Below are 24133 nucleotides of genomic sequence, written 5' to 3' on the forward strand. Positions count from 1 at the left end.
CAGCGTTTATGCGGACCAGCGAAGTACTGGGCGTAGCGTTCCCCGCCCTGATCCCGCTATGACGACTCAGATTCCGCTCGCGATCGATTTTCACGTTCACTCCGACGACTCCTACGACGGGCACGAACCGATCGAACTCATCCTCGAACAGGCGGCCGACATCGGACTCGACGGGGTCGTGATCACCGACCACGACGAGATCGGCGAGTCGCTCCGCGCGGCCGAACTCGCGCCGGAGTACGGCCTGATCGGCATCCCCGGCGTCGAGGTGTCGACGCGCCACGGCCACCTGCTGGCGATCGGCGTCGAGGAACGGCCCGCACCCGGCCAGTCGTTCGCCGAGACCGTCGCGGCCGTCCGCGCCCGCGGCGGGATCGCGATCGTTCCCCACCCGTTCCAGCGCAGCCGTCACGGCGTCCGCAAACGCCACCTCGAGGACGCCGACGCGATCGAGACCTACAACTCGATGGTCTTCACCGGCTACCGCAACCGCCGGGCGCGGACGTTCGCCCGTCGCCGCGGCTATCCCCAGATCGGCGCCAGCGACGCCCACTACCTGCCCAACGTCGGCAAGGCTTACACCGAGATTCTCGTCTCGCTCGACGCGGACGCCGCCACCAAGGCCGACATCGACGGCGACGAACTCGTCGCGGCCATCCTCGAGGGCCGGACCCAGATTCGCGGCAAGCGAACGCCGATTCGCGAGAGTTCGGTCCAGTACGCCAAGGGCGGGGTTCGGAAGGTGTCGTACGTGCTGACCTCGCGGGCACCGCTGGTGCCGACGGTGCCGGCCTCGATGGATCGTTCGACCTGATCGTACCGTATGACTCGAGCCGGCCGCTACTCGGCGTCCGTCAGGAGAGTTGCTCGCCGACGATTTCGTCGGCGCGCTCGATGAACGCGTCCTCTTTTCCTTCGGGTACCGTCGCGCCGGCGGCGACGTCGTGTCCGCCGCCGTCGCCGCCGACGGCCCGCGAGGCCTCGCCCATGACGACCGAGAGGTCCAGTCCCTGTCGGACGAGGTTGTGGGTGCCCCGCGAGGAGACTTTGACCTCAGCCGCGTCCTCGGCGGCGTCACCCTCCGCGCTCTTTTCCGCGAACGCGAGGATCGGCTTCGAGCGGCTGATCCCCTCGTTGCCCATCGCCATCCCGGCGACGATGCCGACGATGGTCTCGCGAATCTCGTCGCCCGCGTGGAACCACTGGAGGTGCTCCTCGTGGGTCACGCCCTCGCGCGTGACGAGGTCGATCCCCTCCGAGAGGTTGCGCCGGTGGTTTCGCAGCAGTTTCCGGGCGCGCTCCAAGGCGCCCGTTCGGTCCCCGAGACAGACCCCGAGGCCGACGTCGGCGCGCTCGTAGCGGGCGGTCGCGTTCAGCAGCGTCGAGAACTCGCTCGCGTCCCGGAGTTCGGTGCCGACCGGTTCCTCGGGGAGGACGTACGCCGTACTCACGAGCTGGTCGATCTTCGACGCGGGGACGCCCGTCGAGACGGCCCGCTTGACGAGCGCGCTGGCGACGGTCTGCTTCTCGTCGTTGGTCAGCCCCGACCAGCGGCGCCACTCCCCGTCGCGTTTCAACTCGAGGTCGAGGCTATCCAGAAACCGGAGCGCGCCGTTCTCGTCGTTCGAGATGCCGGGGATGTGGACGTCGGTGGCGTACTCGAGCAGTTTCGGCAGCGGACGGGTCTGTTTCCCGTAGAGCGCCAGATCCTTGCCGGTCTCGAGGACGCCGGCCTCGACGCCCTCCTCGACGATCGCCTCGTTGGCGCCGTGGAGCTCCCCGCTCGAGGCCTGCATGTCGCCGACGGCGCCGACGACCGCGAGGGCGGCCAGATCCCGGTTGTCGGCGCGAACGTCGGTCGCGCCCGAGGCGGTGACGATACCTCCGTCAGAGCATCGGCGATGCGCTGACGAGGCTCGTCTCGCTTCGCTCGCCTCACCTCCATCGGAGCGGGGCTCCGACGTGGATCGGTTCGCTTCCCCGCCGTCGGCGTCGACTGCGGGATCGGAATCCGACGCGTCGGCGAGCGCCCGCGCGAGGACGTAACTCGCGCCGGCGCCGGAGAGTTCGGAGGCGCCGTCGATTCCGAACAGCAGGGGATTCAGGTGGAACTCGGTGTCGCGGTCGGCGGGCTGGTGGTGGTCGGCGATGACGGGCGTAAAGTCGTCCGCGTCCTCGTGCTCGCCGATGATATCCAGTTGCCCGCTCCCGAAGTCGGTGAAGAGGACGGTGTCGTAGTCGGTTGCCGCGATCGAGGCGATCGCCGCCTCGTCGAGTTGCTTCTCGAAGACCGTCTCGAAGGGGATCGCCGCGCGCTCTAGGGCCTGTGCGGCGATCGCGGCGCTTGTGAGTCCGTCGGCGTCGATGTGGGAGGCCAGCAGGACGCGATCGGCCTCGAGGAGGCGGTCGGCGCAGGCGGCGGCGCGATCGGCGAGTTCGGGAACCGGACCGGTCATCGGTACATCGGTCGATGATGGGGCGGCATTCGGGATAAACCTCCGGTCATCGGACGGCGACCGGCGTCAACTCCGGGACCTCACCACAGTCCGAGGAGCTCCGGCAGCGGTTCGCGATACATGAGCAGGAGCAGGTTGTTCGCCGCGAACAGGACGTACAGTCCGACGACGATGGCGACGAACCGGACGTCCATCGGGTCCGAGAGGACGTGCCCGATCAGCATCACGACCGCGGCGTAGCACGCCGCGGCGAGCAGGACTCCGGGGAGTCCGAACAGGTGGTAGAAGAAGACGGTCACGGGGTTGAGTTCGCTCGCGTACGGGACGAGAAAGAACAGGGTCGCGGCGACCGCGTCGATCCCCCAGAGGGTGAGAAACGCGAAGCGTACGCCGACCGAGTCCGGCGGGTCGAGCCGTTTTCCGAGGGACGATTGTACGGACACAGTACTCGAAACGTGGGGTCCAACACGAGTATTGGTTACCCTTGCTAACGCGGGTTGTGACGGCCCTGCACGCGGTTTTTACGCTCGCAATGTCCCGGACGGAGTCGGGTCGCGAGGCGCTACTCGCGACCGGGGCGAACGGCCGCGACCGTCTCCCGCGCGAGCGCGTCGAACGTGGCCTCCCCGGGCACGACGTCGACGTCGATCCCGCGCTCGGCGGCCGTCTCGGCCGTCGGCTCGCCGATGACGCCGACGGTGGCGTCGGCGAGCCCCTCGAGGGCCGCGTCGCGAACGCCGCGGTCGGCGGCGGCTTCGAGGAAGTGGTCGACGGTCAGCGACGACGTGAAGCAGGCGGCGTCGAGGTCGCCCTCGGCGGCCAACTCGGCCGATGCGCCGCTGCCTTCGGGACGGACCAGTCGGTAGAGGATCGTCTCGTGGACGTACGCGCCCGCGTCCTCGAGGCCGTCGAGCAGGACAGCGCTGCCGTGGTCGCTGCGGGCGACCTCGACGCGGGCGCCCGCGACGCGATCCGCCACCGCGTCGACGAGACCGCTCGAGGTGAACTCCTCGGGGACGAGGTCGACCGCGTACCCCTCCGCGCGGAGCGCGTCGGCCGTCGCGGGGCCGATCGCACAGACGGTCTGGTCGCCGGGCTCCCAGCCCGCCTCGGAGACGAGTTCCGCGCCGGTCTTGCTCGTGAAGACGACGTAGTCGGCGTCGGTCCGGGGCGTCGCGTCGGTAGCTTCGACGGCCAGCATCGGGTCCGGAATCGGCTCGGTACCGAGTTCGGAGAGCAGGGTCGCGGCCGACTCGAGGCGCTCGTCGTCGGGGCGGAAGACGGCGACGGTCGGCGCGTCGGGCGTGTCGCTCATCGGTCGCTCCTCACCTCCTCGCCGGCGCCGACGGCGCCGTAGTCGTTCTGCAGGAAGTCGACGACCGACGCGCGGGTGCCGGCGACGTCGCCGATCACCGTCACCGCGGGGGGTTCGATCCCGACCTCGTCGCGGGCGTCGACGATGGTCTCGAGGGTCCCCGTCGCGACCTGCTGGTCCGGCCAGGTGCCCCGTTCGACGAGCGCGACGGGCGTCTCGGGGGCCATCCCGGACTCGAGCAGCGCCTTCGTGTAGTCGGGCAGGCGGCCGACGCCCATCAGGACGACGATGGTGCCGCCGGTCGCCGCGAGGGCCTCCCAGTCGACCGCCGACTCCGGCTTGGTCGGGTCCTCGTGGCCCGTGACGAACGACACCGAGGAGGCGTGGTCGCGGTGCGTGACGGGGATGCCCGCCACTGCGGGCGCGGCGATGGCCGAGGTGACCGCAGGAACGACCTCGAAGGGAACGTCGTGGGCCGCGAGGTACTCGGCCTCCTCGCCGCCGCGGCCGAAGACGAAGGAGTCCCCGCCCTTCAGGCGGACGACGGCTTTGTCCTCGCGGGCGAGCTCGACCAGTCGCTCGTTGATCTCCGACTGGGGCGTCCGGTCGCCGTTCGCGCGCTTCCCGACGTCCTCGCGGCGGTCCTCGGGCAGGAGATCGATGATCTCCGGACCCGGCAGTTTGTCGTGGAGGACGACGTCGCTCTCCTCGAGCAGTCGCTTGGCCTTGACGGTCAGCAGCTCGGGGTCGCCGGGGCCGCTGCCGACGAGGTAGACCGTTCCCGGGTCGGCGCTGGTGGGATCCGTTGACATCTCCGTACGTTCCCTCACTTCCCCTCCGGCTTATCTTCCGCGGAAACGTCGCCTTCGTCGCTCTCGGCGTCCTCGCGGGCGGCCTCGATCAGGTCGGCCGCGCCGCGGTCCGCGAGATCTCGGGCGAACTCGCGGGCCGCCTCGGCGTGGGTCTCGACCGGCAGGTCGCGGCTCCCCTCGACCGACTCCTCGCCGTCGCGGTCGAAGACGCTGACCGTCGCGTGGACGTACTCGCCCTGGACGACCGCGTAGATGCCGACCGGCGCGATACAGCCGCCGCCGAGTTCGGCGAGGACCGTTCGCTCGACGGTCGTCTCGACGCGGCTCCGCGGGAAGTCGATCGCCGACTGGATGTCGCGGGCCGTCTCGCCGTCGCGCGCGGTCACCGCGAGCGCCCCCTGTCCCGGCGCGGGAACGAACGTCCCCGTCGGGAGCTCCCGATAGTCGACGTAGTGAGCGAGGCCGCTGCGCTCCAGTCCCGACTGCGCGAGGACGATCGCGTCGTACTCGGTCTCGACCTCGCGTTCCATCGCCTGTCGCTCGAGCTCCGAGAGGTCGTCGAACCACTCCTCGACGGTGCGATCGTACTCCGGTTCGTAGTCGTCGTCGCCGGCATTTCCTTTGCGTTCCTTCTCGGCCTCCGTCCGTTCCTGATGTTCCGCCTGCAGCGACGGCGCCAGCAGCTTCTCGAGGCGCGTGTCCACGTTCCCGCGCAGGGGCTCGACCTCGAGGTCCGGGCGCTCCGAGAGGAGCTGGGCCCGCCGGCGCAGGCTCGAGGTGCCGACGGTCGCCCCCTCGGGAAGCTCCTCGAGGGTCGAGCCGTCGGGCGTGATGAGGACGTCCCCCGGCGGCCCGCGCTCGGGCACCGCCGCCGTAACGAGCTCCTGTGGCTGTTCGGTCGGCATGTCCTTCATCGAGTGGACGGCGCCGTCGAGGTCGCCCTCGAGGACGCGCTCGTCGAGTTCGCGGACGAACGCGCCCGTCTTCCCCAGTCGATGAATCAGTTCGTCCCTGATCTGGTCGCCCGTCGTCTCGACGGTGACCAGTTCCACCTCGTAGCGCCGGTCCTCTAAGGCCTCTTCGACCAGTGAGGCCTGTCGCCGGGCGAGTGTGGATCCCCGAGTCGCCAGTCGCAGCGTCCCGCGCGTTCTCATGGGAGAACAGTCGGCGCCTGGGGTATGAAAAGCGCACGCTTGTCGGGCGACGGTCGGTGCGGTCGTTCATTCGGGAAAACATATGGTGTTTGTGACCAAGGAACATGAATTTTTGCGCGAACATATTCGAGAGAGTACTTAATCCTCCGCCATTCGTAGGGCCGGGTGGATGAGCGAAACTCTGTACGAACGACTCGGCGGAGAGGACGCGATCGGTGCGGTCGTCGACCGGTTCTACGAACGCGTCGTCGAAGACGAGCGGGTCGCCCACTACTTCGAGGACGTCGACATGCAGAAACAGCGGGCCCACCAGACCCAGTTCATCAGCGCGGTCGCGGGCGGCCCCGTCGACTACTCGGGCGCGGACATGGAGGCCGCACACGACGACCTCGGAATCACGAAACCCGACTTCGACGTCATCGTCGAACACCTCGACGCGACGCTCGAGGAGTTCGACGTCGACGCCGACGACCGCGAGGCCGTGCTGGACGCGATCGCCGAGTACGAGGACGATATCGTCACGGTGCCGGCCTGAGTCGCCGCCGTCGCCGACAGCACTCGAGACGGACCCGAGGCCTTTTGATCCCGTCCCCGCTATCACCGGACGATGGTCGCAGTTACGCTGGGTCCCGAAGGAACCTACTCGCACCGGGCGGCGACGGCGGTCGCGGACGGCGACGAGATCGACTTCCGACAGTCGGTGACGGCCATCGTCGACGCCGTCGCCGGCGGCGAGTACGATCGCGGCGTGATCCCGATCGAGAACAGCATCGAGGGCTCGGTCACGGAGAGCTTGGACGCCCTCGCGGAGTACGACGTCGCCGTCGTCCGCGAGATCGTCACCCCGATCCGTCACGCCCTCCTCGCCCAGGGACCGGAGTTCGACACGATCGCCAGCCACTCCCAGGCGTTGGCGCAGTGTCGCACCTACCTCGAGCGAGAGTACCCCGACGCCACCCTCGAGGCGGTCGCCAGCACCGCCCAGGGCGTCGAGTTCGCCCGCGACGATCCCTCCGTCGCTGGGATCGGGCATCCGGCCAATGCCGACGACGAACCCGCGCTCGAGGTGCTCGCCGAGGACATCCAGGACCAGGACTCGAACGCGACTCGCTTCTTCGCGCTGGCGCCCGCCGAGGAGCGCTCGAAGGGCGGCGGCAAGAGCTCGCTCGTCGTCTACCCCAACGCGAACTACCCCGGGCTCCTGCTCGAACTCCTCGAGCCCTTCGCCGACCGCGACATCAACCTCACGCGCGTCGAGTCCCGCCCCAGCGGGCAGCGACTCGGCGACTACGTGTTCCACGTCGACTTCGAGGCCGGCCTCTACGAGGCCCGGACGAAGGAGGCGATCGAGGAGTTAGAGGAACTGGCCGACAACGGCTGGGTCCGCCGACTGGGCTCGTACGACACCGAACACGTCGTCGAGTGACCGACCGCCGTCGAGATTTCGTTTCGATACCGGCGTTCGCTACCGGCGTTGCTCGAACCGTTAGAACGCCGTCGTCTCGCGCCGGAGCTCGAGCGCCGCGGCGAAGTCGGCCTGCGAGACCAGTCCGACGGGTTCGCCGTCGCGCACGACGAACCCGACGTCGGCTCGGCTCCGCTGTAACGTCTGGAGCGCGTCGAACGCGCTCGTCTCGGCGTCGATTCGCGGGAGGTCCGTCGTCGCGACGTCGCCGACGGTCGTCGTCTCGTACTCCGCCGGCCCGATGTCGCGCAGCGCGGCCGCGGTGATCGCGCCGACGATCGCGTCGCTCTCGTCGACGACGGGGAGGTCCGTTCGCCGAGCGGCGAGCAAGCGGGCGAACACGGTTTCGACGGTCGCGCCGACCTGGACCGGCTCCCGGGGCGAGAGGAGGTCCGTCACGGTCAGCCCCGAGAGGAGGTCGCCGAGAACGACCGCGCGGGACTCGCTGGTCGCACCGATGTAGATGAAGAGCGCGACCAGCACGAGGACCGGGCTGAACGTCACGACGACGCCCAGGAAGATGAACAGGATCGCGAACAGCGTTCCGGCGCGGGCGGCCGTCCGGGTGGCGCTGACGTACGACCGGTTGCGCGCGAGCACGGCCCGCAACACCCGCCCGCCGTCCATCGGAAACGCGGGGAGCATGTTGAACGCCACCAGCGAGACGTTCATGACGCCGAGCAGCCCGATCGCGAAGACGAGGACCGTCGCCGACTCGGGGACGACGAAGAGCGCGCCGATGCAGGCGGCCCCGACGAGGAGACTCGCGACGGGGCCGGCGACGGCGATCCAGAACTCGCGGTTCCACTCCCTCGGCATCTCGGCGAGGCTCGCCAGCCCGCCGAGGATCCAGAGCGTGATCGACTCGACTTCGATATCGTAGCGCATCGCGACCCACGCGTGGCCCAGTTCGTGGACGGCGACGCTCGCGAACAGCCCGACGGCCGCGAGGGTGGCGACGAGCCACCGGTCGGCGGCGGAGAGGCTCGCCGCGTCGACCGTCGCCGGCGTCGCGGCGTTGATGACGACCTCGTACGCGGCGAGCTGTTCGCCGCTGCCGATGAGCCAGACGAGCACCGGAACGAAGACGAGCAGCGAGACGTTCACGCGGATCGGGATTCCCCAGACCCGGAGGACGGTGTAGTTCACGGCGTGTTCAACCGGGAGAACGCGGTTAGGTGTTGCTGAATACGTTCATCGTGCGCCTCCGCCGATTCGCTCGCTCGAGTCGACCCCCCTCGCGGCTTTTTCTCGCTGGAACCCCTCCGTTCCGTATGTTACGCGCATCCATCGCCATCCCGGCGAAAGCGCTGGCGCTCGATCACGCGTCGAGCGCCGTTCCCGGGATCGAGGTCGAGGCCGAGCGGATCGCCGCACACAGCACGGAGTGGGTCATGCCGTGTCTCTGGATCGCCGACGAGGAGTTCGACGCCGTCGAGAACGCGTTGGAGTCGGATCCGTCGATCGACGAGGTCGTCGCGAGCGTGCGGTTCGACGAGGCGGCGTTCTACCACGTCGAGTGGACCGAGGACGTGATTCGGCGGATCGATTCGTACGTCGACAAGGAGGGGGCGCTGCTCGAGGCCCGGCTCTCGGGGGGCGAGTGGCGGGTCGACTTCCGCTTCGCCGACCGCGAGCAGTTCGACGCGTTCCGGGATCAGTTCGCGGATCGGGACTACTCCTTCCGGCTCCTGAGTCTGACCGAAATGACCCGCTCGGACCACGAGTTACAGGACCTCACCGCGGCGCAACGGGACGCGCTCGTGGCCGCCGCGGAGCGCGGCTACTACCGCGTCCCGCGGGAGACGACGACGGCCGAACTCGCGGACGATCTCGGCATCTCCCACCAGGCGGTCTCGGAACTCCTCCGGCGGGGGACCGAGAACCTCGTCTTCGCGACGCTGCCGGCGGAGCGGGAGCCCGGACCGTCGTAGCTGCGTGACGCCTTTTAAAGTGTTGCGCTCGGCAGGTTCGTCGCTCTTCCGGCCGGGTCGGCTAGCTACCTCAATGATGAATGAGAAAGTCTCGCAAGACGTCGCGTTCCGCTTGTTGAGTCACGTCTATCGTCGCGCGTTGCTCGAGTGTCTCGATCGACACGACACGCCCGTCTCGCTGGCCGACGCGGCGGCGGACGTGGCGCGAGCGTGCAACGAAACGCCAGCCCCCGACGTCTCGGACGAGGAGATCGAGCGGATCTACCTCTCCTTGCACCACTCGCACGTCCCGCGGCTGGCCGATCGAGGGGCGGTCAGCTACGACCGAGACCGGAAGGTCGTGACGCTCACCGAACGCGGGGAACGCATCATCACCGTTCACGACCGCGTGAGCCCCGACGTGCCGCTCGAGGTGACCGACGCCGGACGGTGATTACGGGCTACGGGCTGTACTCCGGCGACTGGGATTCGATCGTGTCGGCGACGTTGTCCAGTTGCTCGCCGATGGTCGCGACGAGATCGTCGAGCGTGACGATGCCCGTCAGCTCGCCGTTCTCGTCGACGACCGGGAAGCGGCGCGCGTTCTCCTCCTTGATCGCCCGCGAGATCTCGATCGCGTCCGCGTCCGCCTGCAGCGTGGTCAGCCCCGCCGTCATCACGTCCTCCGCCGGCGTCCCGGCGACGTCATCGCTCTGACCCACCTCGAGGGCGATGTCGCGGTCGGTGACGATCCCGACCGGCTCCTCGCCCTCGGTGACGACCGCGGCGCCGACGTTGTTCGACGCGAGCCGCTGTGCGACCGTTTCGAGTTCGGTGTCCGGACCTGCCGTTACGACGTTCTTCGGACCGAGTTCGCCGACTGACATAGCACGAAGAGAGACAGTCGGCCGGCTATTCAGTGCGGGGCTTTCACCTGAACGCGATGCGATCGGCCGGTCGACGGGCCGCGGCCGCCGGCCGTGCAGTTCGCACGACGGCACGCCTCGGCACCGCAAACGGTTTTCCGCGTCCCCGCGGTAGCCCCGCACATGACGCTCGACGACGGCGACGACGCCCCGACCGTGACCGCACCGAACCAGGACGGCGAGGCGGTCTCCCTCGAGTTCGAGGAGCCGACGGTGCTGTACTTCTACCCCAAGGACGACACGCCCGGCTGTACGATCGAGGCGAACCAGTTCCAGCGCGAACGCGAGAGTTACCGAGACGCCGGCGTGGACGTCTACGGCGTCTCGGTCGACGACGTCGACTCCCACGCCTCGTTCTGCGAGTCGGAGGGCCTCGAGTTCGACCTGCTGGCCGACCCCGACGGCGAGATCGCCGAGGCGTTCGACGTCGATCGGCGGGACGGCGGCGTCACCGCGCGGACGACCTTCGTCCTCGCCGACGGCGAGGTGAAGGCGGTCTACGAGAACGTCGACCCCGACGGCCACGCGCGCGAGGTGTTGTTCGACGCGCTCGACGACGGGCTGGTGACGTTACCCGAGTAGGATCTTTTGACCTCGAATCGCGGGCAGAATTTATCTCGCTCGAGTCCCTAGCTGTGCGTATGCGACGAAACCCGTTCGACGATATCGAGGAGTTGCTCGACCGCGTCAGCCGGCAGGTCGAGGAGGGTATGGGCGCCGGCGGGCTGCAGGTCCCGGGCTCGGTCCCGGTCGACGTCGTCGACGCCGGCGAGGAGTACCTCGTCACGGCCGACCTCCCCGGTTACGAGACCGACGACATCGAACTGACCCTCTCGGAGGGGACCCTGCGCCTCGAGGCCAACCGCGAGGACGAGTCGGAGTACGCCGAGGGCCGCTACCTCCGTCGCGAACGGACGCGCACGTCGGCCAACCGCCGGATCCGCCTTCCCGAACCGGTCGAGGAGGAGAACGTCTCGGCCGGCTTCGAGGACGGCGTGTTGACCGTCCGGCTCCCGAAGGTCTCGGGAACCGACGACTCGAAGCGGATCGACATCGAGTGATCGGCGAGGCGCCTGCTCGAGCCCCGCCGTAGTGTGGCCGCTCGCTGATAGCCGGCGAATCGGCCGACCGAGACTCGCCGACAGACCGTGAGCCGGCGAGCCCGACGAGCGATGGCGACTCTCGTCGACCGACCGCGTCGGGCCACCCGTACGTTTCCAGTCGATTATTATAGCACTATTACATATCTGCGGGTATGGTCCGGCTATTCGTCCTCGCTGTCGCAGCAGGGTTCACGCTGTTCGGGTGGATAGCGCTCTCCAGCGCTCGCGCGATGCGCGGCCGGCAGACGACGATCGACGAACTCGAATCGACTGACGCGGGTCGTCTCGAGCCGGGCGGCGAGGCGACGATCAGCGGCCCGGTCTCCGTCCTCGAATCGGCGTCGCCGGAACGAACCGGCCCCGAGTCGAACGGGACCGACGCGGCCGCCCTCTGGGCGTGGCGGCTCCGCCGGAAGGAGGGAGCGAAGAAGAACAACGGATGGCGGACCGTCGAGGGCGAACTCGCGGTCGGAGAGTTCACCGTCGACCACGGCTGGGACCGCGTTCGCGTCGACGCCGAGGCGCTTTCGACCCAGGTGGACGATCCGTTCGACTCGTCGCAGTCGTTCCTCGACGAGCCGGAAACGGACGTCTATCTCGGCGAGCTCGATCCGATCAACAGGTTTCTCGAACGCCACGGGTTCGCGGACGAAGGAGGTATCGTGAGCGATGTGGAGGTCTCGATCAGCGTCGGCGGGAAGACCACCATGCCCGACAAGTATCAGGCCACGGTCGTCCGCGACGGCGACGAACTGATCGTCCGCGGCGACCTGATCGAGACGGCAGACGGGTACGTGCTTCGCGGATCGGACGAGACGCCGCTGTCGATCGCGGCCGGTGATCTCCAGAACCAGGAGGACCGGTTGCGCTCGGAGGTCCGCATGCGAAAGGCGGTCAGCGGCGTGTGCTTCGGGCTCGGTGTGCTCGTCGCGATACTCGCCGTCCTCTAGAAGGTCTCGACGTCTCGCGACGTCGGTACCGCGCGCCGCCCGGGGAGACGTCGACGCCCCGTCCCGCACTGTGTCTCGAGTCCGCACCCTCGAGGCGGACGGCTCGCTCGGCGGCTTCCTCGGAACCGGTCACGTCGGTCGCGCGGCGGTCGTCGGGCGCGGGCTAGTGTATGGAAAGGTATAGGGCGCCGTCCCCGCCTATAGCTATATAAGCAAATGAGCGACGCGGGATACGACCACGCAACGGTCGAACGGCGCTGGCAGGAGGCGTGGGACGAGGAAGACGCCTATCGGACGCCCGACGACGTCGAGGATCCGACGTACGTGCTGGGCATGTATCCGTACCCGTCGGGCAAACTCCACATGGGCCACGTTCGAAACTACACGATCACGGACGCGTACGCCCGGTTCCGACGGATGCAGGGCGACGACGTCCTCCACCCGATGGGCTGGGACGCCTTCGGCCTCCCCGCGGAGAACGCGGCCAAGGAGCGCGACACCAACCCGCGGGACTGGACCTTCGACTGCATCGAGACGATGACCGAGCAGATGGAGTCGATGGGCTTCGGCTACGACTGGGAGCGGGAGATCACCACCTGCACGCCGGAGTACTACCAGTGGAACCAGTGGCTCTTCGAGCGGTTCCACGAGGAGGGGTTAGTCGAGTGCCGCGACGCCGAGGTCAACTGGTGTCCCCACTGCGAGACCGTCCTCGCCGACGAGCAGGTCGAGGGCGAGGCCGAACTCTGCTGGCGCTGCGATACGCCGGTCGAGCAGCGCGAACTCGAGCAGTGGTTCCTGAAGATCACCGAGTACGCGGACGAACTGCTGGAATCGATCGACGACTTAGAGGGGTGGCCCAACTCGGTCCGGCAGATGCAGCGCAACTGGATCGGCCGCCAGTACGGGGCGGAAGTCGACTTCGATATCGAGGGTCACGGCCCCGTCACGGCCTTCACGACTCGCCTCGACACCATCCACGGGGCGACGTTCTTCGCGCTGGCGCCCGACCACCCGATCAGCGAGGCACTCGCCGAGGAAAACGAGGACGTCCGCCGGTTCGTCGAGGAGGAGGCCGACCCCGACGGCGACGAGCCGAACGGCGTCGCGACCGGCCTCACGGCCACGAACCCCGCCACCGGCGACGAGATTCCGGTCTACGTCGCCGACTTCGTCCTCTCGGACGTCGGGACGGGCGCGCTGATGGCCGTTCCGGGCCACGACGAGCGCGACCACGTCTTCGCGGAGAAGAAGGGGCTGGACGTCGTCCCCGTCATCGCCCCCGAACCCGAAGCGGGCGAGGAGCCCGAAGCGCCCGACGTCGAGGAGGAAGCCTACACCGAGGACGGCGTCCTGATCAACTCCGGTGACTACTCGGGCCTCGACAGCGAGACGGCTCGAGAGCGTCTGACGGAGGACATCGACAGCGCCGCGGAAGCGACGCAGTACCAGCTTCGCGACTGGGGGATCTCCCGCCAGCGCTACTGGGGAACGCCGATCCCGGTGATCCACTGCGAGGACTGTGGTCCGGTCACGGTCCCCGAGGAGGAGCTGCCGGTCGAACTGCCGGAGTTCATCAACACCACCGGCAATCCGCTGGACGCCGCCGAGGAGTGGAAGCAGACGACGTGTCCCGACTGCGGCGGCCCGGCCGAACGGGAGACCGACACGATGGACACCTTCGTCGACTCCTCGTGGTACTTCCTGCGGTACGTCTCGCCGGGCGCGGAAGACGTGCCGTTCGACCTCGAGCGGGCCAACGACTGGATGCCCGTCGACCAGTACGTCGGCGGCATCGAACACGCGGTGATGCACCTGCTGTACTCGCGGTTCTTCACGAAGGTGCTGGCCGACCACGAAGGGCTCGAGCACCGCGAGCCCTTCACGAACCTGCTGGCCCAGGGGATGGTGCAACTCGAGGGAGAGAAGATGTCCAAGTCCAAGGGCAACGTCGTCTCGCCCCAGCGGATCGTCGAGGAGTACGGCGCGGACACGGCGCGGCTGTTCATGATGCAGGCCGCCCAGCCCGAGCGGGACTTCGACTGGAGCGAGGAGGGCGTCCGGTCGACGAACGCCTTCCTCGCGCGGCTGAAGGGAATGGTCGAGGACTACGTTGCCGACGAGCCCGCGGGCGACGATGACGCCGTCGCGAGTTACGTCGACAGCGAGATCGACGCGACGATCGCGCTGGCGACCGACGAGTACGACGACCTGACGTTCAACAAGGCGCTGCGCGAGACGCAGGATCTGGTCCGAACGCTGCGGCAATACGCCGACTACGCGGAGCCCCACGCCGAGACCTACGAGCGCGGGCTGTCGGCGGTCGTCCGCCTGCTCGCGCCGGTCGCGCCCCACCTCGCGGAGGAGCTGTGGGACGAACTGGGCAACGACGGCCTCGTCGCCGACGCCGCCTGGCCGACCGCCGAGGTCGACCGCGACCACGTCACGAAGCGCCGCCGACTGGTCGAGAACACTCGCGAGGACATCCGCGACATCGTCGAGGTCGCCGGCATCGAGGATCCGAAGGCGATCGACGTCGTCGTCGCGCCCGACTGGAAGTACGACGCCCTCGAGATCGCGATCGAGAGCGACGCCGACAACCTGATCGGCGAACTCATGCAGGAATCCCACATCCGCGAGCAGGGCGACGCCGCGGCCGACTACGGTCAGGACCTGCAGGCCGAACGCGAGGCGCTGTCGATGACTCTCTCGCCCGAGGCGGAGCATGCGGCCCTCGAGTCGGCCGCCTGGCTGATCGAACGCGAGTTCGAGGCGCCGGTAACCGTCGTCGGCGCCGACGAAGCCGACGAGGACGTGCTCGCGAACGCCGAACCCGGCCGCCCGGCGATCGAAATCGACGACTGATCGACGCCGTCCGACGCCGTCGGCAATCGATTACCGCGTTTCGCTCGAACGTCCCGACCTCGAGACTCGCCGTCCGCACTCGACGCTACCGAGGGGACCCCATCAATCGAGCGTCGTCCCCGACTCGTCGATCGCGGTCGATGTCGCCGACCGATTCCGTCCGCTGTTATCTATCCGTACTGGTATAACTGGGCCGAAATACGGTGCGATCGCTCGAGCGTACGGACCGTCCTCTCTCCCCGACGGCTGCGTGCGGCTATCAGGGACCACTTTTCGATCGAACCGTCCGCTCGCGCTCGCGGATTCGGGGGAGCTCCGAGAGCTATAACGATGTGTACAAACCAGCTCGGAGTGTTCAATTGTGTCGATACATTCAATTAGTGTGAATTACCAGTATTACGGAGACACGTCGCAGCGCCACGCTGCCCGACACGTCCACGGTACACTATGGCATTCGAGGACTCACTCCCCGATCGGCTCAGAGAAACGTACAGTGTAAAGATCGGTTTGATTTTCGTCGCGATCGCGCTCGTGACGCTGCTCGTCTCGGCGGTCTTTTTCGCCCACGTCTCCGGGGCGGTCGGGCCGGAAGCGGAACAGCACTTCGGCGACCGAACCGACGACCGAAGCGACGTCGCGGAGACGTGGCTCGAAACGAACGCGGAGACGACGAACGGATTGGCGGCGGACGCGACCGTCCGCGACGGCGATACCGAAGCGATCGCCGACCGGCTCGCCGACGCACAGGCCGCCCGGGGTGATCGCGTCGCGGAAATCCACTACCTCGCCGCCGACGGCGAGGTGCTCGCGAGCAGCGACGACGCGGCGACGACCGAGAACTTCTTCGACGCCGCGGGCGTCGACGGCGAGACCGACGGCCCGACCGCGGCCCACCGGGCGCTCTCGAGCGACGGCGAAGTGCTCTCGTTCGTCGCGAGCGTCCCGGATGAGGATCGCTACGTCGCCCTCTCGGCGCCGGTCGCCGCCTTCGCGTCGACGCTCGAGAGCGGTGACGACTACCGGACGGTCGTCACCGGCGCCGACGGCGAGCGGATCGTCGGCGTCGGCGAACTGAGCGAGGACGTCGAGGTCGACGACGCGGCCGTCCTCGAGTCCGTCGGAACCGACGCGTCGGGCGTCGTGACGGCGACTCCCGAGGGAACCGATCGGGAACTCGCCGCGACGACGGCGACGATCGACGTCGGCGAGTCGACGATGGGGGTCACGACCTACGGCGTCGCGGACGACGTCTTCGCGGCCCAGAACACCGCGACGGCCGCCATCGCGACGCTGGCGTTCATCTTCGTCATCAACCTCGGCTTCGTCGCCATCGTCCTCGGCGGCAACCTCTCCCTACAGCTGCGCCGGCTCGCCCAGAAGGCCGAACGGATGGGCGACGGCGACCTCGACGTCGACCTCGAGAGCGACCGGATCGACGAGGTCGGCATCCTCTACGACTCCTTCGGATCGATGCGCGACGATCTCAGCACCACGCTGGCCGATCTGGAGGACGAACGCGAACGCGCACGCGAGGCCCAGCGCCGCACCGAGCAGCGCAACCGCGAACTCGAGGCGGAGGCCGAGCGCTTCGGCGAGGTGATGGCCGACTGCGCCGACGGCGATCTGCAGCGGCGCCTCGAGGCCGAGACCGACCACGAGGCGATGGTCGAGATCGCCGAGTCGTTCAACGAGATGATCGCCGACCTCGAGACGACGGTGTCTCAGGTCAAGCGGATCTCGCGGGACGTCGCGCGGACGAGTACGGAGGTCCAGTCCAGTTCCGAGGAGATCAGCCGGGCCAGCGAGGAGGTCAGCGCCTCGGTCCAGGAGATCTCCGCCGGCTCCTCGACGCAGGCCGAGGATCTGGAGACGGCGACGACGGAAGTCAAGGAGATGTCGGCGACCGTCGAGGAGGTCGCCGCCGCGACGAGTACGATCGCCGACCAGTCGACGCAGGTCGACGAGCTCGCGACCGCCGGACAGGAGGCGGCCGAGGAGACGACGGCGGAGATGCACGTCGCCAGCGACCAGACGGAGACCGTCGCCGAGACGATCCACGAACTCGAGCGGGAGGCCGAACAGATTCAGGAGATCGTCGAGCTGATCGACGAGATCGCCGGCCAGACGAACATGCTGGCGCTGAACGCGGCGATCGAGTCGGCCCGGTCCCAGAGCGCCTCGAGCGAGGACGGCGGCTTCCAGGCCGTCGCCGACGAGGTCAAGGAGCTGGCCGAGCAGACCCAGACGGCAGTCGACGACGTCGAAGCCATGATCGAATCGATACAACGGCGCGCGACCGAGAGTGCGGCACAGATCGAGGAGACCGAGGAGACGATCGGATCGGCTACCGATCGCGTCGACTCCCTCGCGGACAACTTGGACCGGATCGCCCGGGAGATCGAGCAGGTCGCGAGCGGCGTCACGCAGATCGATCAGGCGACGAACGAGCAGTCCGAGTCCGCCGAGGAGCTCGCGACGATCGTTCAGGACGTCGCCAGCGTGGCCAACGAAACGACCTCGCAGGCACAGCAGGTCGCGGCGGCCTCCGAGGAGACGACGGCGACGATCACCGACGTCTCCGCCGAGGCGACGCGGCTCGACCGGCGGGCGACGGAGCTGGCCGACGCCGTCGACGAGTTCGCCGTCTCGGAGGCGGCGGAATCCGACTCACAGCTGCCGGCCGCCGAACACGGAGGTGAGAGCCGATGATCGGCGAGCTCGAGATGTACCGGCTCAGCTCCTACGTGACGGCCGTCGCGACGCTGGCGTTTCTCGGCTGGGTCGCGAAGAAACCGGCCGGGACGCGCCGGTACTTCCTGCCGGCGCCGATCGTCTGCGGGACGCTCTCGCTCGCGTACTTCGGGATGTCGCTCGAACTGCTTCGAGTGACGACGCCGAACGGCCAGCCGCTTCCGATGAGCCGCTACGTCGACTACTTCGTCGCGACGACGATCATGATCGCGGTCGCGGGGAAGGTCGCGGACGCGACCCGACGCCAGTTGGCCACGCTCATCGCCCTGACGATCGGTTGGATCGGTTTCAGCCTCGGCCGATACTTCCTCACTGGGGCGGCAGTGCTCGCCGCGAACCTGGGTACGGCCGTCGCCCTCGCCGCGCTCCTCTACGTGATGATCTGGCCGGTGACGAAACGCTCCGGCGAGACCTCCGGCGAGCGGGTGCTTCTCTACGGCAAACTCAGGAATTTGATCATCCTGCTCTGGATTGCGTATCTGGTTATCGGCGTCATCTCGCGACAGGGGCTCGGCCTGCTCGACGCCTTCGGCGGCGTCTTCGCGGGCGCCTATCTCGACATCGCCACCCGAATCGGCTTCGGACTGTTGCTTCTCCGGGGGTCCGATGCGATGGCGAACCTCATCGACGACGTCGAGTCGAACGGCGGCTCCGGTGAGCCCGGTGACGAAGTGACGTTCGCGGAGTCGTCCGGCGACTCCGACGCCGATCCCGACATCGAACCGGCCGACTAACCGGTCGCAGTTCCGGTTCGAACGGCCGCTCGACTGTCACCGTTCGAGACCTCAATCGAAGCTGACAGTCGACTGTCTCCTTTATCCGATCGCTCCTCGTATTCGGGACCACAGTCCACAGGACTGGCTCTCGAGGATGACGGATCACAGCAACAGACAGACACGACGTCGAACACGACCGCGAACTGATCCCTTTCGGTGGGACTTCGCCGACGGCTCGACCCCGACCGCGCCACACGTCGCCTCGATGACGTGGCGCGACGGGTTGTTCGTCAACTGGCCCGTCGACGCCGACGCCCTCCGTCCGCACGTTCCCGACCAACTGACGCTCGAGACGCGAGACGGCGACGCCTGGCTCAGCGTGCTGCCGTTCGTGCTCACGAAGGTCGGGATCCGCGGCGCGCCGGCGTTTACCAGAACGGCCGTCGCCGAACTCAACGTCCGGACGTACGTCCGGTACCGCGGCGACCCGGGCCTGTTCTTCTTCAGTATCGACGTCGGGAGCCCGTTGATCGCCGCGATCGTCGGCCGAACGACGCGGCTCCCGGTCTATCACGCACACATGCGGGTCAGCGCCGACAGCGGCGACGTCCGCTTCTCGAGTACGCGGGGCCAGACCGCGGCCGGCGCGCGGCCGCGGTTCGACGAGGACGCGCCGCGGGCTCGCTTCGACGCGACGTATCGCCCCGACGGCGGCGTCTTTCGCCCCGAACCGGACACGCTCGCCCACTGGCTCGTCGAACGCCGTCGGTTCTACGCCGCCGAAGACAGGGGAGTCCTGACCGGCGAAATCGCCCACGAGCGGTGGCCCCTCCGGCCCGGCGAAGTGACGATCAACGAAAACACCATGTTCGAGGTCAACGACCTGCCGGAGCCGGCCGGCGATCCGGTCGTCTACTACTGCGACGAACTCCCGATGACGGGTTCGATTCCGCGGCGACTCCGTGGGGAATGAGGTCGGTCGGTCCGGCGGCGAACGGTCCGCTGCCGACCGCAGCCGGCGGGATACCGACATCGTTCGAGAGTTCGGGCTCTCCTGATTGCGGGTCAACACCTCCCGAAGAAGATCGGAGTCTTTGTTAACTATGATCCGAGATAATTATATTGGCTAATCACCCATGACTGCAACATCGACCGGCGGTTCGGTCGACGAACGAAATCCGTTCGTCTACGTCGTCGCGGCGCTGGCCGCGCTCAACGGCTTACTGTTCGGTTTCGATACGGGCGTCATCTCCGGTGCGATGCTTTACATCCGGGAGACGTTCGAACTGGCAACGATATTCGGCTACTCGATGAACCCCTCGCTCGTCGAAGGGGTCATCGTCAGCGGTGCGATGATCGGCGCGATCGTCGGCGCCGCGTTCGGCGGCCGACTGGCCGACCGACTCGGACGTCGGCGCCTCATCCTGGTCGGCGCCGTCGTCTTCTTCGTCGGCTCGCTCATCATGGCCGTCGCGCCGACGGTCGAGGTGCTCATCCTCGGTCGCATCGTCGACGGGATCGGCGTCGGCTTCGCCTCCGTCGTCGGGCCGCTGTACATCTCGGAGATCTCGCCGCCGAAGATCCGCGGCTCGCTGGTTTCGCTGAACCAGTTGACGATCACGAGCGGGATCCTCATCGCCTACCTCGTGAACTACGCGCTCTCCGAGGGCGGCCAGTGGCGCTGGATGCTCGGCCTCGGGATGGTCCCCGCGGCGATCCTGTTCGCCGGCATGCTCTTCATGCCCGAGAGTCCCAGATGGCTCTACGAGCGGGGCCGCGAAGACGACGCTCGCGACGTGCTCTCTCGCACGCGCACCGAGAGTCAGGTGGCCGGCGAACTTCGCGAGATCAAAGAGACCATCCGGACCGAGTCCGGAACCCTCCGCGACCTGCTTCAGGCGTGGGTCCGCCCGATGCTCGTCGTGGGGATCGGACTGGCGGTGTTCCAGCAGGTCACCGGCATCAACACGGTGATGTACTACGCGCCGACGATCCTCGAGTCGACCGGCTTCACGGATAACGTCTCGATCCTCGCGACCGTCGGCATCGGCGCCGTCAACGTCGCGATGACCGTCGTCGCGGTCCTCTTGATGGACCGACTCGGTCGGCGACCGCTGTTGCTCTCCGGGCTCGGCGGCATGACCGTCATGCTCGCGGTCCTCGGTACCGTGTTCTACCTGCCCGGGCTCTCCGGGATGCTCGGCTGGTTCGCGACGGGCAGCCTGATGCTGTACGTCGCCTTCTTCGCGATCGGGCTCGGCCCCGTGTTCTGGCTCATGATCTCGGAGATCTACCCGATGGAGATCCGCGGAACGGCCATGGGCGTCGTCACGGTCTTAAACTGGGCCGCGAACCTGATCGTCTCGCTGACGTTCCTCCGACTCGTCGACGTCTTCGGCCAGTCCGGCACGTTCTGGCTGTACGGCGTCCTGACGCTGTTCGCGCTCGTCTTCTGCTATCAACTCGTCCCCGAAACGAAGGGACGGTCGCTCGAGGAGATCGAGGCCGACCTGCGGGAGACGGCGTTCGGCTCCACCGTCGGTGACGACAGTCCGCGTCCCGCCGAATCGGACGACTGACGCGCTGCGCGGTTCCCTTTTCCGTCGGTTCGATTCGCCGCGAGCGGTCCGCTCGAGCGGCGTCGACTACTGCGCGGCGTCTCCGGCGCCGACGAGGTCGAAGGACAGTCCCTTCCCCGCGTCGCTGGCGCGATCGTAGACGACGTGGGCCGCCGCGACGTCCTGGATGGCCAGTCCGGTCGAGTCGAAGACGGTGATCCCCGTCTCCTCGGTCCGCCCCTCCGTCGCGCCGACGACGACCTCGCCGATTTCGGCGTGGATGTCGTCGTCGGTCAGGGTGCCCTCGCCGTAGGGGACGTTGATCTCGCCGGAGTGGGTACACTGCTCGCGGTCGTCGATGACGATCGTCGCCTCGAGCAGGAGGTCGTCGCTCAGTTCGTGTTTCCCCGCGGCGTCGGCGCCGATGGCGTTAATGTGGGTGTCATCGCCGACGTCCTCGAGGCCGACGATGGGGTCTTCCACGGGCGTCACCGTCGAGAGGATATCGCAGTGGCCGGCCTCGGCGATCGAGCCAGCGCGGACGTCGAACTCGTCCGCGAAGGTCTCGACGAACCGCCGGACGCGGTCCTCGTCCTGATCCGCGATGACGACCTCCTCGATCGGTCGGACCTCGCTGATCGCTCGAAGCTGGGTGTACGACTGGACGCCGGCGCCGACGATGCCGAGACTCGAGGCGTCGTCGACGGCGAGGTGGTCGGTCGCGACGGCCGCCGCGGCCCCGGTCCGCTTCATCGTGAGCGTCGTCCCGTCCATGATCGCAAGCGGAAAGGCGGTCTCGGGGTCGGAGTAGATCATCGTCCCCAGCACCGTCGGCAGGTCGTGGTCCGCGGGGTTATCGGGGTGGACGTTGACCCACTTCAGCCCGGCGGCGTCCCAGTCGCCCGTATCGAGGTAGGCGGGCATCGACCGGAAGTCGCCGTTGTACCGGGGCAGGTCGATGTAGGACTTCGCGGGCATCTGCGTGTCTCCGCGCTCGAAGGCCGCGAAGGCCTGTTCGACGGCGTCGATGACGTCGTCGAGGGCGGCGTACTCGTCGACGTCCTCGCTGTCCAACAGAAGCGTGTTCATGCTGGCAAATATCGCGGGAAGACACTTAGTTCGTCCTGAATCGACGGCCTGCGCGTAGTCCGACGCCGGGCGGCGACGTTCGCGCTACACGTACTTTCATACGTCCGGGAGTGTCACGCTTCGGGTGATGTCGGGAAACGAGAGCGGGATTCGAGCGTCGCGCCGGCGCGTGCTATCGACGGTCGCGGGAACCGGCGTCGCCGCCATCGGGGCGCTCGCGTCGAAATACGGCGTTTCCGACGCGGCCGCGCTCGACGCGATCGACGAGATTTCGCTCGGCACCTTCGAGTCGTCGCTCGAGGAGTGGCGCCCCGAGGGCGACCTCGCGCTGTCGCGGGTCGGCCGAGACGAGCGCCCGGTGGCGGTCACCGAGGGCGAGTACGCCCTCGAGGCAGCCGTCGACGGCGAGACGGAACCGGTGATCTCGAGGCCGGTCACCGACCTCGACCTCGCGACGCATCCGTACTTCGTTGCCGACGTCACGCCGGGCCGACTCGTCGGGACCGACGCCCGCGTCGCCTTTCAGTGTCGACTCTATCGCTCGACCGATCTCCTCGCGGACGGCTCGACGGGGGAGCCGGTCGCCGAGTCCGATCCGGTGACGGTCCCGCAGGCGACGCCGGGCCGTCTCTACTGGGACGCGAGCGACGTCGACTTCGGTCTCCTGGACGCGGTCTCTCGCCTCGAGATCGGCTGGTATCCGACCGACGGCGACCCGGTGGACGGAACGGTCGCCGCCCGCGGCGACGTCGTCGTCGACGATGTCCGTGCGACCGCCTCGGTCGACGCCGTGGGGAGCGCCCGACTCGCGGCGACGATGCGGGACCTCCAGTTCGACCGCGGCCCCTACGTCCGGACCGAGGTGACCGAGACGTTCGACGGCGGCGAGGCGGGGGCATTCGTCTTCGCCGACGGGGAAACCGAACCGTACCGGTTCGAGACGGTCGGCGCGGACCGGTATCTGCTCGCCGTCGCGGACGCGGAGATCGAGTTCGGCGAGGGGTGGTCCTGATGGTCGAGCGCGCGACCTCGGCGGCGACGATCACGCTGCTGCCCGGCCACAGCGAGAACACCGCGGAGGGCGGCGACGCGCTCGACAGCGCGATACCCGACTACGACGGGAAGTCCCTCGACGCGTGGTTCGTCGCCGACGCCGCGACCGACCTCCCCGACGACCTCGAGACGGTCCGCGAGATGCGAAAGCACCTCCCGGAGTACGACGAGGGGCTGCGCCAGTACCGCCTCGCGAACGAGCTCGAACTCTCCTTCTCGACCGAGGACGGCCGGACCGTCGTCGACTCGAGCGTCACCCGGGCGACGAACGCGAACGAGAAGCCGTCGTACGTCGGCGTCGAGGGCGAGGCGGGCGAGGAGAACGTCGTCAGGGACATCATCGAGCGCGACGACCTCGACTGGTTCGACGGGAAGGACAAGCTCCGGGCCGACGTGGAAGGCAAGCGGTTCGAGAGCGACGCCGTCCGCGAGGCGGTCGACGGAATCGAGGGCGTGCGCGCGTCCGTCCTCTTCGGCGGGAGCGACACGTACATCGAGATCATGCGCGAGAAGTTCTACGAACTCGGGCCGGTCGAGTTCCTCGAGACGACGGGGATGGAGACCGAAGCGGTCCCCGCGTTCATCGTCCAGCCGCCGACGATGTACACGTTCCTCGAGCTCGCGGTGATGGCCGACGGGACGAGTCTCGTCCGCGTCTGGGACGTCAGCCCATACCCCAAACACTATCTCTACGTCGACGAGCGGAAGCGCGACGAGACGGAGTTCGAGGAGGGGAGCCGGCTCGAGGGCGGCGAGTGGCGGCAGAACGAGAACGCCAACGAGCGGTTCGGTCAGTGGGCGCTCGAGGAGCAGGACCTCCGTTCGCCGTTTTCCCCGCAGATTCGGACGGGGTACGAACAGTATCTCGACCACGCCACCTCGATCGGCCGCTATCCCGCGATGGCCTACGGCGAGGACGGCGACGAACTGACGGCGTCGACGGTGGCGACTCGGTCCCCGCCGCTGTTCCCGTGGTAGACGGGAGCCGTCCGTCGCGTCGTCTACCC

The 24133-nt window shown here is 68.1% G+C and carries 23 protein-coding genes; 15 read left to right on the forward strand and 8 right to left on the reverse strand.

The genetic code is table 11. From position 1 onward, the window contains the following. The first annotated feature begins 58 nt into the window (after positions 1-58). Positions 59-814 carry a PHP-associated domain-containing protein gene (locus HTZ84_RS18035; protein WP_174681947.1) on the forward strand — a complete coding sequence of 252 codons (756 nt, stop codon included), beginning with the start codon at positions 59-61 and terminating at the stop codon, positions 812-814. Positions 815-854: 40 nt separating this feature from the next. Here the strand turns inward: HTZ84_RS18035 and HTZ84_RS18040 are convergent, their stop codons facing one another. The 5 genes from HTZ84_RS18040 to hemC form a co-directional block, all read right to left on the reverse strand. Beyond that, complete coding sequence (locus tag HTZ84_RS18040; RefSeq protein WP_174681948.1) at positions 855-2456, reverse strand: DHH family phosphoesterase; 1602 nt, start codon at positions 2454-2456, stop codon at positions 855-857. A gap of 80 nt (positions 2457-2536) precedes the next feature. Then, positions 2537-2899, reverse strand: a complete 363-nt coding sequence (locus HTZ84_RS18045) for a hypothetical protein (protein ID WP_174681949.1) — start codon at positions 2897-2899, stop codon at positions 2537-2539. Between the two features lie 119 nt (positions 2900-3018). Beyond that, positions 3019-3771 (reverse strand): uroporphyrinogen-III synthase, encoded by a 753-nt coding sequence (locus tag HTZ84_RS18050; protein ID WP_174681950.1) that lies wholly within the window; start codon positions 3769-3771, stop codon positions 3019-3021. Beyond that, a complete protein-coding gene (gene cobA, locus HTZ84_RS18055) occupies positions 3768-4583 on the reverse strand; it encodes a uroporphyrinogen-III C-methyltransferase (RefSeq protein ID WP_174681951.1) in 816 nt (271 codons plus the stop codon). Before cobA ends, HTZ84_RS18050 begins: the two co-directional genes overlap by 4 nt. 14 nt (positions 4584-4597) lie before the next feature. After that, a complete protein-coding gene (hemC, locus tag HTZ84_RS18060; RefSeq protein ID WP_174681952.1) occupies positions 4598-5737 on the reverse strand; it encodes a hydroxymethylbilane synthase in 1140 nt (379 codons plus the stop codon). 169 nt (positions 5738-5906) lie between these two features. Between hemC and HTZ84_RS18065 the strand changes: the two genes are divergently transcribed. Continuing rightward, a complete protein-coding gene (locus HTZ84_RS18065; RefSeq protein WP_174681953.1) occupies positions 5907-6272 on the forward strand; it encodes a group I truncated hemoglobin in 366 nt (121 codons plus the stop codon). Between the two features lie 72 nt (positions 6273-6344). Next, positions 6345-7163 carry a prephenate dehydratase gene (gene pheA, locus HTZ84_RS18070; protein ID WP_174681954.1) on the forward strand — a complete coding sequence of 273 codons (819 nt, stop codon included), beginning with the start codon at positions 6345-6347 and terminating at the stop codon, positions 7161-7163. 60 nt (positions 7164-7223) lie between these two features. Here the strand turns inward: pheA and HTZ84_RS18075 are convergent, their stop codons facing one another. After that, positions 7224-8351 carry a site-2 protease family protein gene (locus HTZ84_RS18075; RefSeq protein WP_174681955.1) on the reverse strand — a complete coding sequence of 376 codons (1128 nt, stop codon included), beginning with the start codon at positions 8349-8351 and terminating at the stop codon, positions 7224-7226. A gap of 125 nt (positions 8352-8476) precedes the next feature. Here HTZ84_RS18075 and HTZ84_RS18080 point away from each other — a divergent pair, with 125 nt between their 5' ends. Both HTZ84_RS18080 and HTZ84_RS18085 read left to right on the forward strand, forming a co-directional pair. Then, complete coding sequence (locus tag HTZ84_RS18080; RefSeq protein ID WP_174681956.1) at positions 8477-9136, forward strand: helix-turn-helix domain-containing protein; 660 nt, start codon at positions 8477-8479, stop codon at positions 9134-9136. 73 nt (positions 9137-9209) lie between these two features. Further along, positions 9210-9569, forward strand: a complete 360-nt coding sequence (locus HTZ84_RS18085) for a DUF7344 domain-containing protein (RefSeq protein WP_174681957.1) — start codon at positions 9210-9212, stop codon at positions 9567-9569. A 7-nt stretch (positions 9570-9576) separates the two neighbouring features. Here HTZ84_RS18085 and HTZ84_RS18090 read toward each other — a convergent pair whose 3' ends face one another. Then, a complete protein-coding gene (locus HTZ84_RS18090; RefSeq protein WP_174681958.1) occupies positions 9577-10002 on the reverse strand; it encodes a CBS domain-containing protein in 426 nt (141 codons plus the stop codon). Between the two features lie 162 nt (positions 10003-10164). Here HTZ84_RS18090 and HTZ84_RS18095 point away from each other — a divergent pair, with 162 nt between their 5' ends. The 8 genes from HTZ84_RS18095 to HTZ84_RS18130 all read left to right on the forward strand — a co-directional run bounded on the left by HTZ84_RS18095 (position 10165) and on the right by HTZ84_RS18130 (position 21005). Then, positions 10165-10623, forward strand: coding sequence for a peroxiredoxin (locus tag HTZ84_RS18095; protein ID WP_174681959.1), 459 nt, complete (start codon positions 10165-10167; stop codon positions 10621-10623). Positions 10624-10682: 59 nt separating this feature from the next. Further along, positions 10683-11102 (forward strand): Hsp20/alpha crystallin family protein, encoded by a 420-nt coding sequence (locus tag HTZ84_RS18100; protein WP_174681960.1) that lies wholly within the window; start codon positions 10683-10685, stop codon positions 11100-11102. A 194-nt stretch (positions 11103-11296) separates the two neighbouring features. Continuing rightward, positions 11297-12094 carry a hypothetical protein gene (locus HTZ84_RS18105; protein WP_174681961.1) on the forward strand — a complete coding sequence of 266 codons (798 nt, stop codon included), beginning with the start codon at positions 11297-11299 and terminating at the stop codon, positions 12092-12094. A 216-nt stretch (positions 12095-12310) separates the two neighbouring features. Next, positions 12311-14959: a leucine--tRNA ligase gene (gene leuS, locus HTZ84_RS18110; RefSeq protein ID WP_174681962.1), complete on the forward strand. Its 2649-nt coding sequence runs from the start codon at positions 12311-12313 to the stop codon at positions 14957-14959. A 507-nt stretch (positions 14960-15466) separates the two neighbouring features. Further along, positions 15467-17668 (forward strand): methyl-accepting chemotaxis protein, encoded by a 2202-nt coding sequence (locus HTZ84_RS18115; RefSeq protein ID WP_254611775.1) that lies wholly within the window; start codon positions 15467-15469, stop codon positions 17666-17668. Further along, positions 17665-18444 carry a bacteriorhodopsin gene (locus HTZ84_RS18120; RefSeq protein WP_174681964.1) on the forward strand — a complete coding sequence of 260 codons (780 nt, stop codon included), beginning with the start codon at positions 17665-17667 and terminating at the stop codon, positions 18442-18444. Before HTZ84_RS18115 ends, HTZ84_RS18120 begins: the two co-directional genes overlap by 4 nt. Before the next feature lie 136 nt (positions 18445-18580). Continuing rightward, the gene (locus tag HTZ84_RS18125) at positions 18581-19399 is read left to right on the forward strand and encodes a YqjF family protein (RefSeq protein WP_174681965.1); all 819 of its coding nucleotides are present in this window, start codon (positions 18581-18583) and stop codon (positions 19397-19399) included. 163 nt (positions 19400-19562) lie between these two features. After that, a complete protein-coding gene (locus tag HTZ84_RS18130; protein ID WP_174681966.1) occupies positions 19563-21005 on the forward strand; it encodes a sugar porter family MFS transporter in 1443 nt (480 codons plus the stop codon). 66 nt (positions 21006-21071) lie between these two features. Here the strand turns inward: HTZ84_RS18130 and HTZ84_RS18135 are convergent, their stop codons facing one another. After that, positions 21072-22073 carry an ornithine cyclodeaminase family protein gene (locus HTZ84_RS18135; protein ID WP_174681967.1) on the reverse strand — a complete coding sequence of 334 codons (1002 nt, stop codon included), beginning with the start codon at positions 22071-22073 and terminating at the stop codon, positions 21072-21074. Between the two features lie 127 nt (positions 22074-22200). On the opposite strand from HTZ84_RS18135, the gene HTZ84_RS18140 reads away from it, so the two are divergent. After that, on the forward strand, positions 22201-23085 hold the full coding sequence (locus tag HTZ84_RS18140; RefSeq protein ID WP_217468240.1) for a hypothetical protein: 885 nt from the start codon (positions 22201-22203) through the stop codon (positions 23083-23085). Next, a complete protein-coding gene (locus HTZ84_RS18145; protein WP_174681968.1) occupies positions 23085-24104 on the forward strand; it encodes a hypothetical protein in 1020 nt (339 codons plus the stop codon). Before HTZ84_RS18140 ends, HTZ84_RS18145 begins: the two co-directional genes overlap by 1 nt. The last annotated feature ends 29 nt before the right edge of the window (positions 24105-24133 follow it).

The sequence above is a fragment of the Haloterrigena gelatinilytica genome, assembly GCF_013342145.1.
GTDB classification, from domain to species: domain Archaea; phylum Halobacteriota; class Halobacteria; order Halobacteriales; family Natrialbaceae; genus Haloterrigena; species Haloterrigena gelatinilytica.

What these genes read in the sequence shown, in the direction of transcription:
- HTZ84_RS18125 (WP_174681965.1), top strand. Translation starts at nt 18,581, where the DNA reads ATGACGGATCACAGCAACAGACAGACACGACGTCGAACACGACCGCGA.
- HTZ84_RS18080 (WP_174681956.1), top strand. Translation starts at nt 8,477, where the DNA reads ATGTTACGCGCATCCATCGCCATCCCGGCGAAAGCGCTGGCGCTCGAT.
- HTZ84_RS18085 (WP_174681957.1), top strand. Translation starts at nt 9,210, where the DNA reads ATGATGAATGAGAAAGTCTCGCAAGACGTCGCGTTCCGCTTGTTGAGT.
- HTZ84_RS18035 (WP_174681947.1), top strand. Translation starts at nt 59, where the DNA reads ATGACGACTCAGATTCCGCTCGCGATCGATTTTCACGTTCACTCCGAC.
- HTZ84_RS18090 (WP_174681958.1), bottom strand. Translation starts at nt 10,002, where the DNA reads ATGTCAGTCGGCGAACTCGGTCCGAAGAACGTCGTAACGGCAGGTCCG.
- pheA (WP_174681954.1), top strand. Translation starts at nt 6,345, where the DNA reads ATGGTCGCAGTTACGCTGGGTCCCGAAGGAACCTACTCGCACCGGGCG.
- HTZ84_RS18050 (WP_174681950.1), bottom strand. Translation starts at nt 3,771, where the DNA reads ATGAGCGACACGCCCGACGCGCCGACCGTCGCCGTCTTCCGCCCCGAC.
- HTZ84_RS18130 (WP_174681966.1), top strand. Translation starts at nt 19,563, where the DNA reads ATGACTGCAACATCGACCGGCGGTTCGGTCGACGAACGAAATCCGTTC.
- HTZ84_RS18040 (WP_174681948.1), bottom strand. Translation starts at nt 2,456, where the DNA reads ATGACCGGTCCGGTTCCCGAACTCGCCGATCGCGCCGCCGCCTGCGCC.
- HTZ84_RS18120 (WP_174681964.1), top strand. Translation starts at nt 17,665, where the DNA reads ATGATCGGCGAGCTCGAGATGTACCGGCTCAGCTCCTACGTGACGGCC.
- HTZ84_RS18140 (WP_217468240.1), top strand. Translation starts at nt 22,201, where the DNA reads ATGTCGGGAAACGAGAGCGGGATTCGAGCGTCGCGCCGGCGCGTGCTA.
- hemC (WP_174681952.1), bottom strand. Translation starts at nt 5,737, where the DNA reads ATGAGAACGCGCGGGACGCTGCGACTGGCGACTCGGGGATCCACACTC.
- leuS (WP_174681962.1), top strand. Translation starts at nt 12,311, where the DNA reads ATGAGCGACGCGGGATACGACCACGCAACGGTCGAACGGCGCTGGCAG.
- HTZ84_RS18095 (WP_174681959.1), top strand. Translation starts at nt 10,165, where the DNA reads ATGACGCTCGACGACGGCGACGACGCCCCGACCGTGACCGCACCGAAC.
- cobA (WP_174681951.1), bottom strand. Translation starts at nt 4,583, where the DNA reads ATGTCAACGGATCCCACCAGCGCCGACCCGGGAACGGTCTACCTCGTC.
- HTZ84_RS18105 (WP_174681961.1), top strand. Translation starts at nt 11,297, where the DNA reads ATGGTCCGGCTATTCGTCCTCGCTGTCGCAGCAGGGTTCACGCTGTTC.
- HTZ84_RS18065 (WP_174681953.1), top strand. Translation starts at nt 5,907, where the DNA reads ATGAGCGAAACTCTGTACGAACGACTCGGCGGAGAGGACGCGATCGGT.
- HTZ84_RS18100 (WP_174681960.1), top strand. Translation starts at nt 10,683, where the DNA reads ATGCGACGAAACCCGTTCGACGATATCGAGGAGTTGCTCGACCGCGTC.
- HTZ84_RS18145 (WP_174681968.1), top strand. Translation starts at nt 23,085, where the DNA reads ATGGTCGAGCGCGCGACCTCGGCGGCGACGATCACGCTGCTGCCCGGC.
- HTZ84_RS18135 (WP_174681967.1), bottom strand. Translation starts at nt 22,073, where the DNA reads ATGAACACGCTTCTGTTGGACAGCGAGGACGTCGACGAGTACGCCGCC.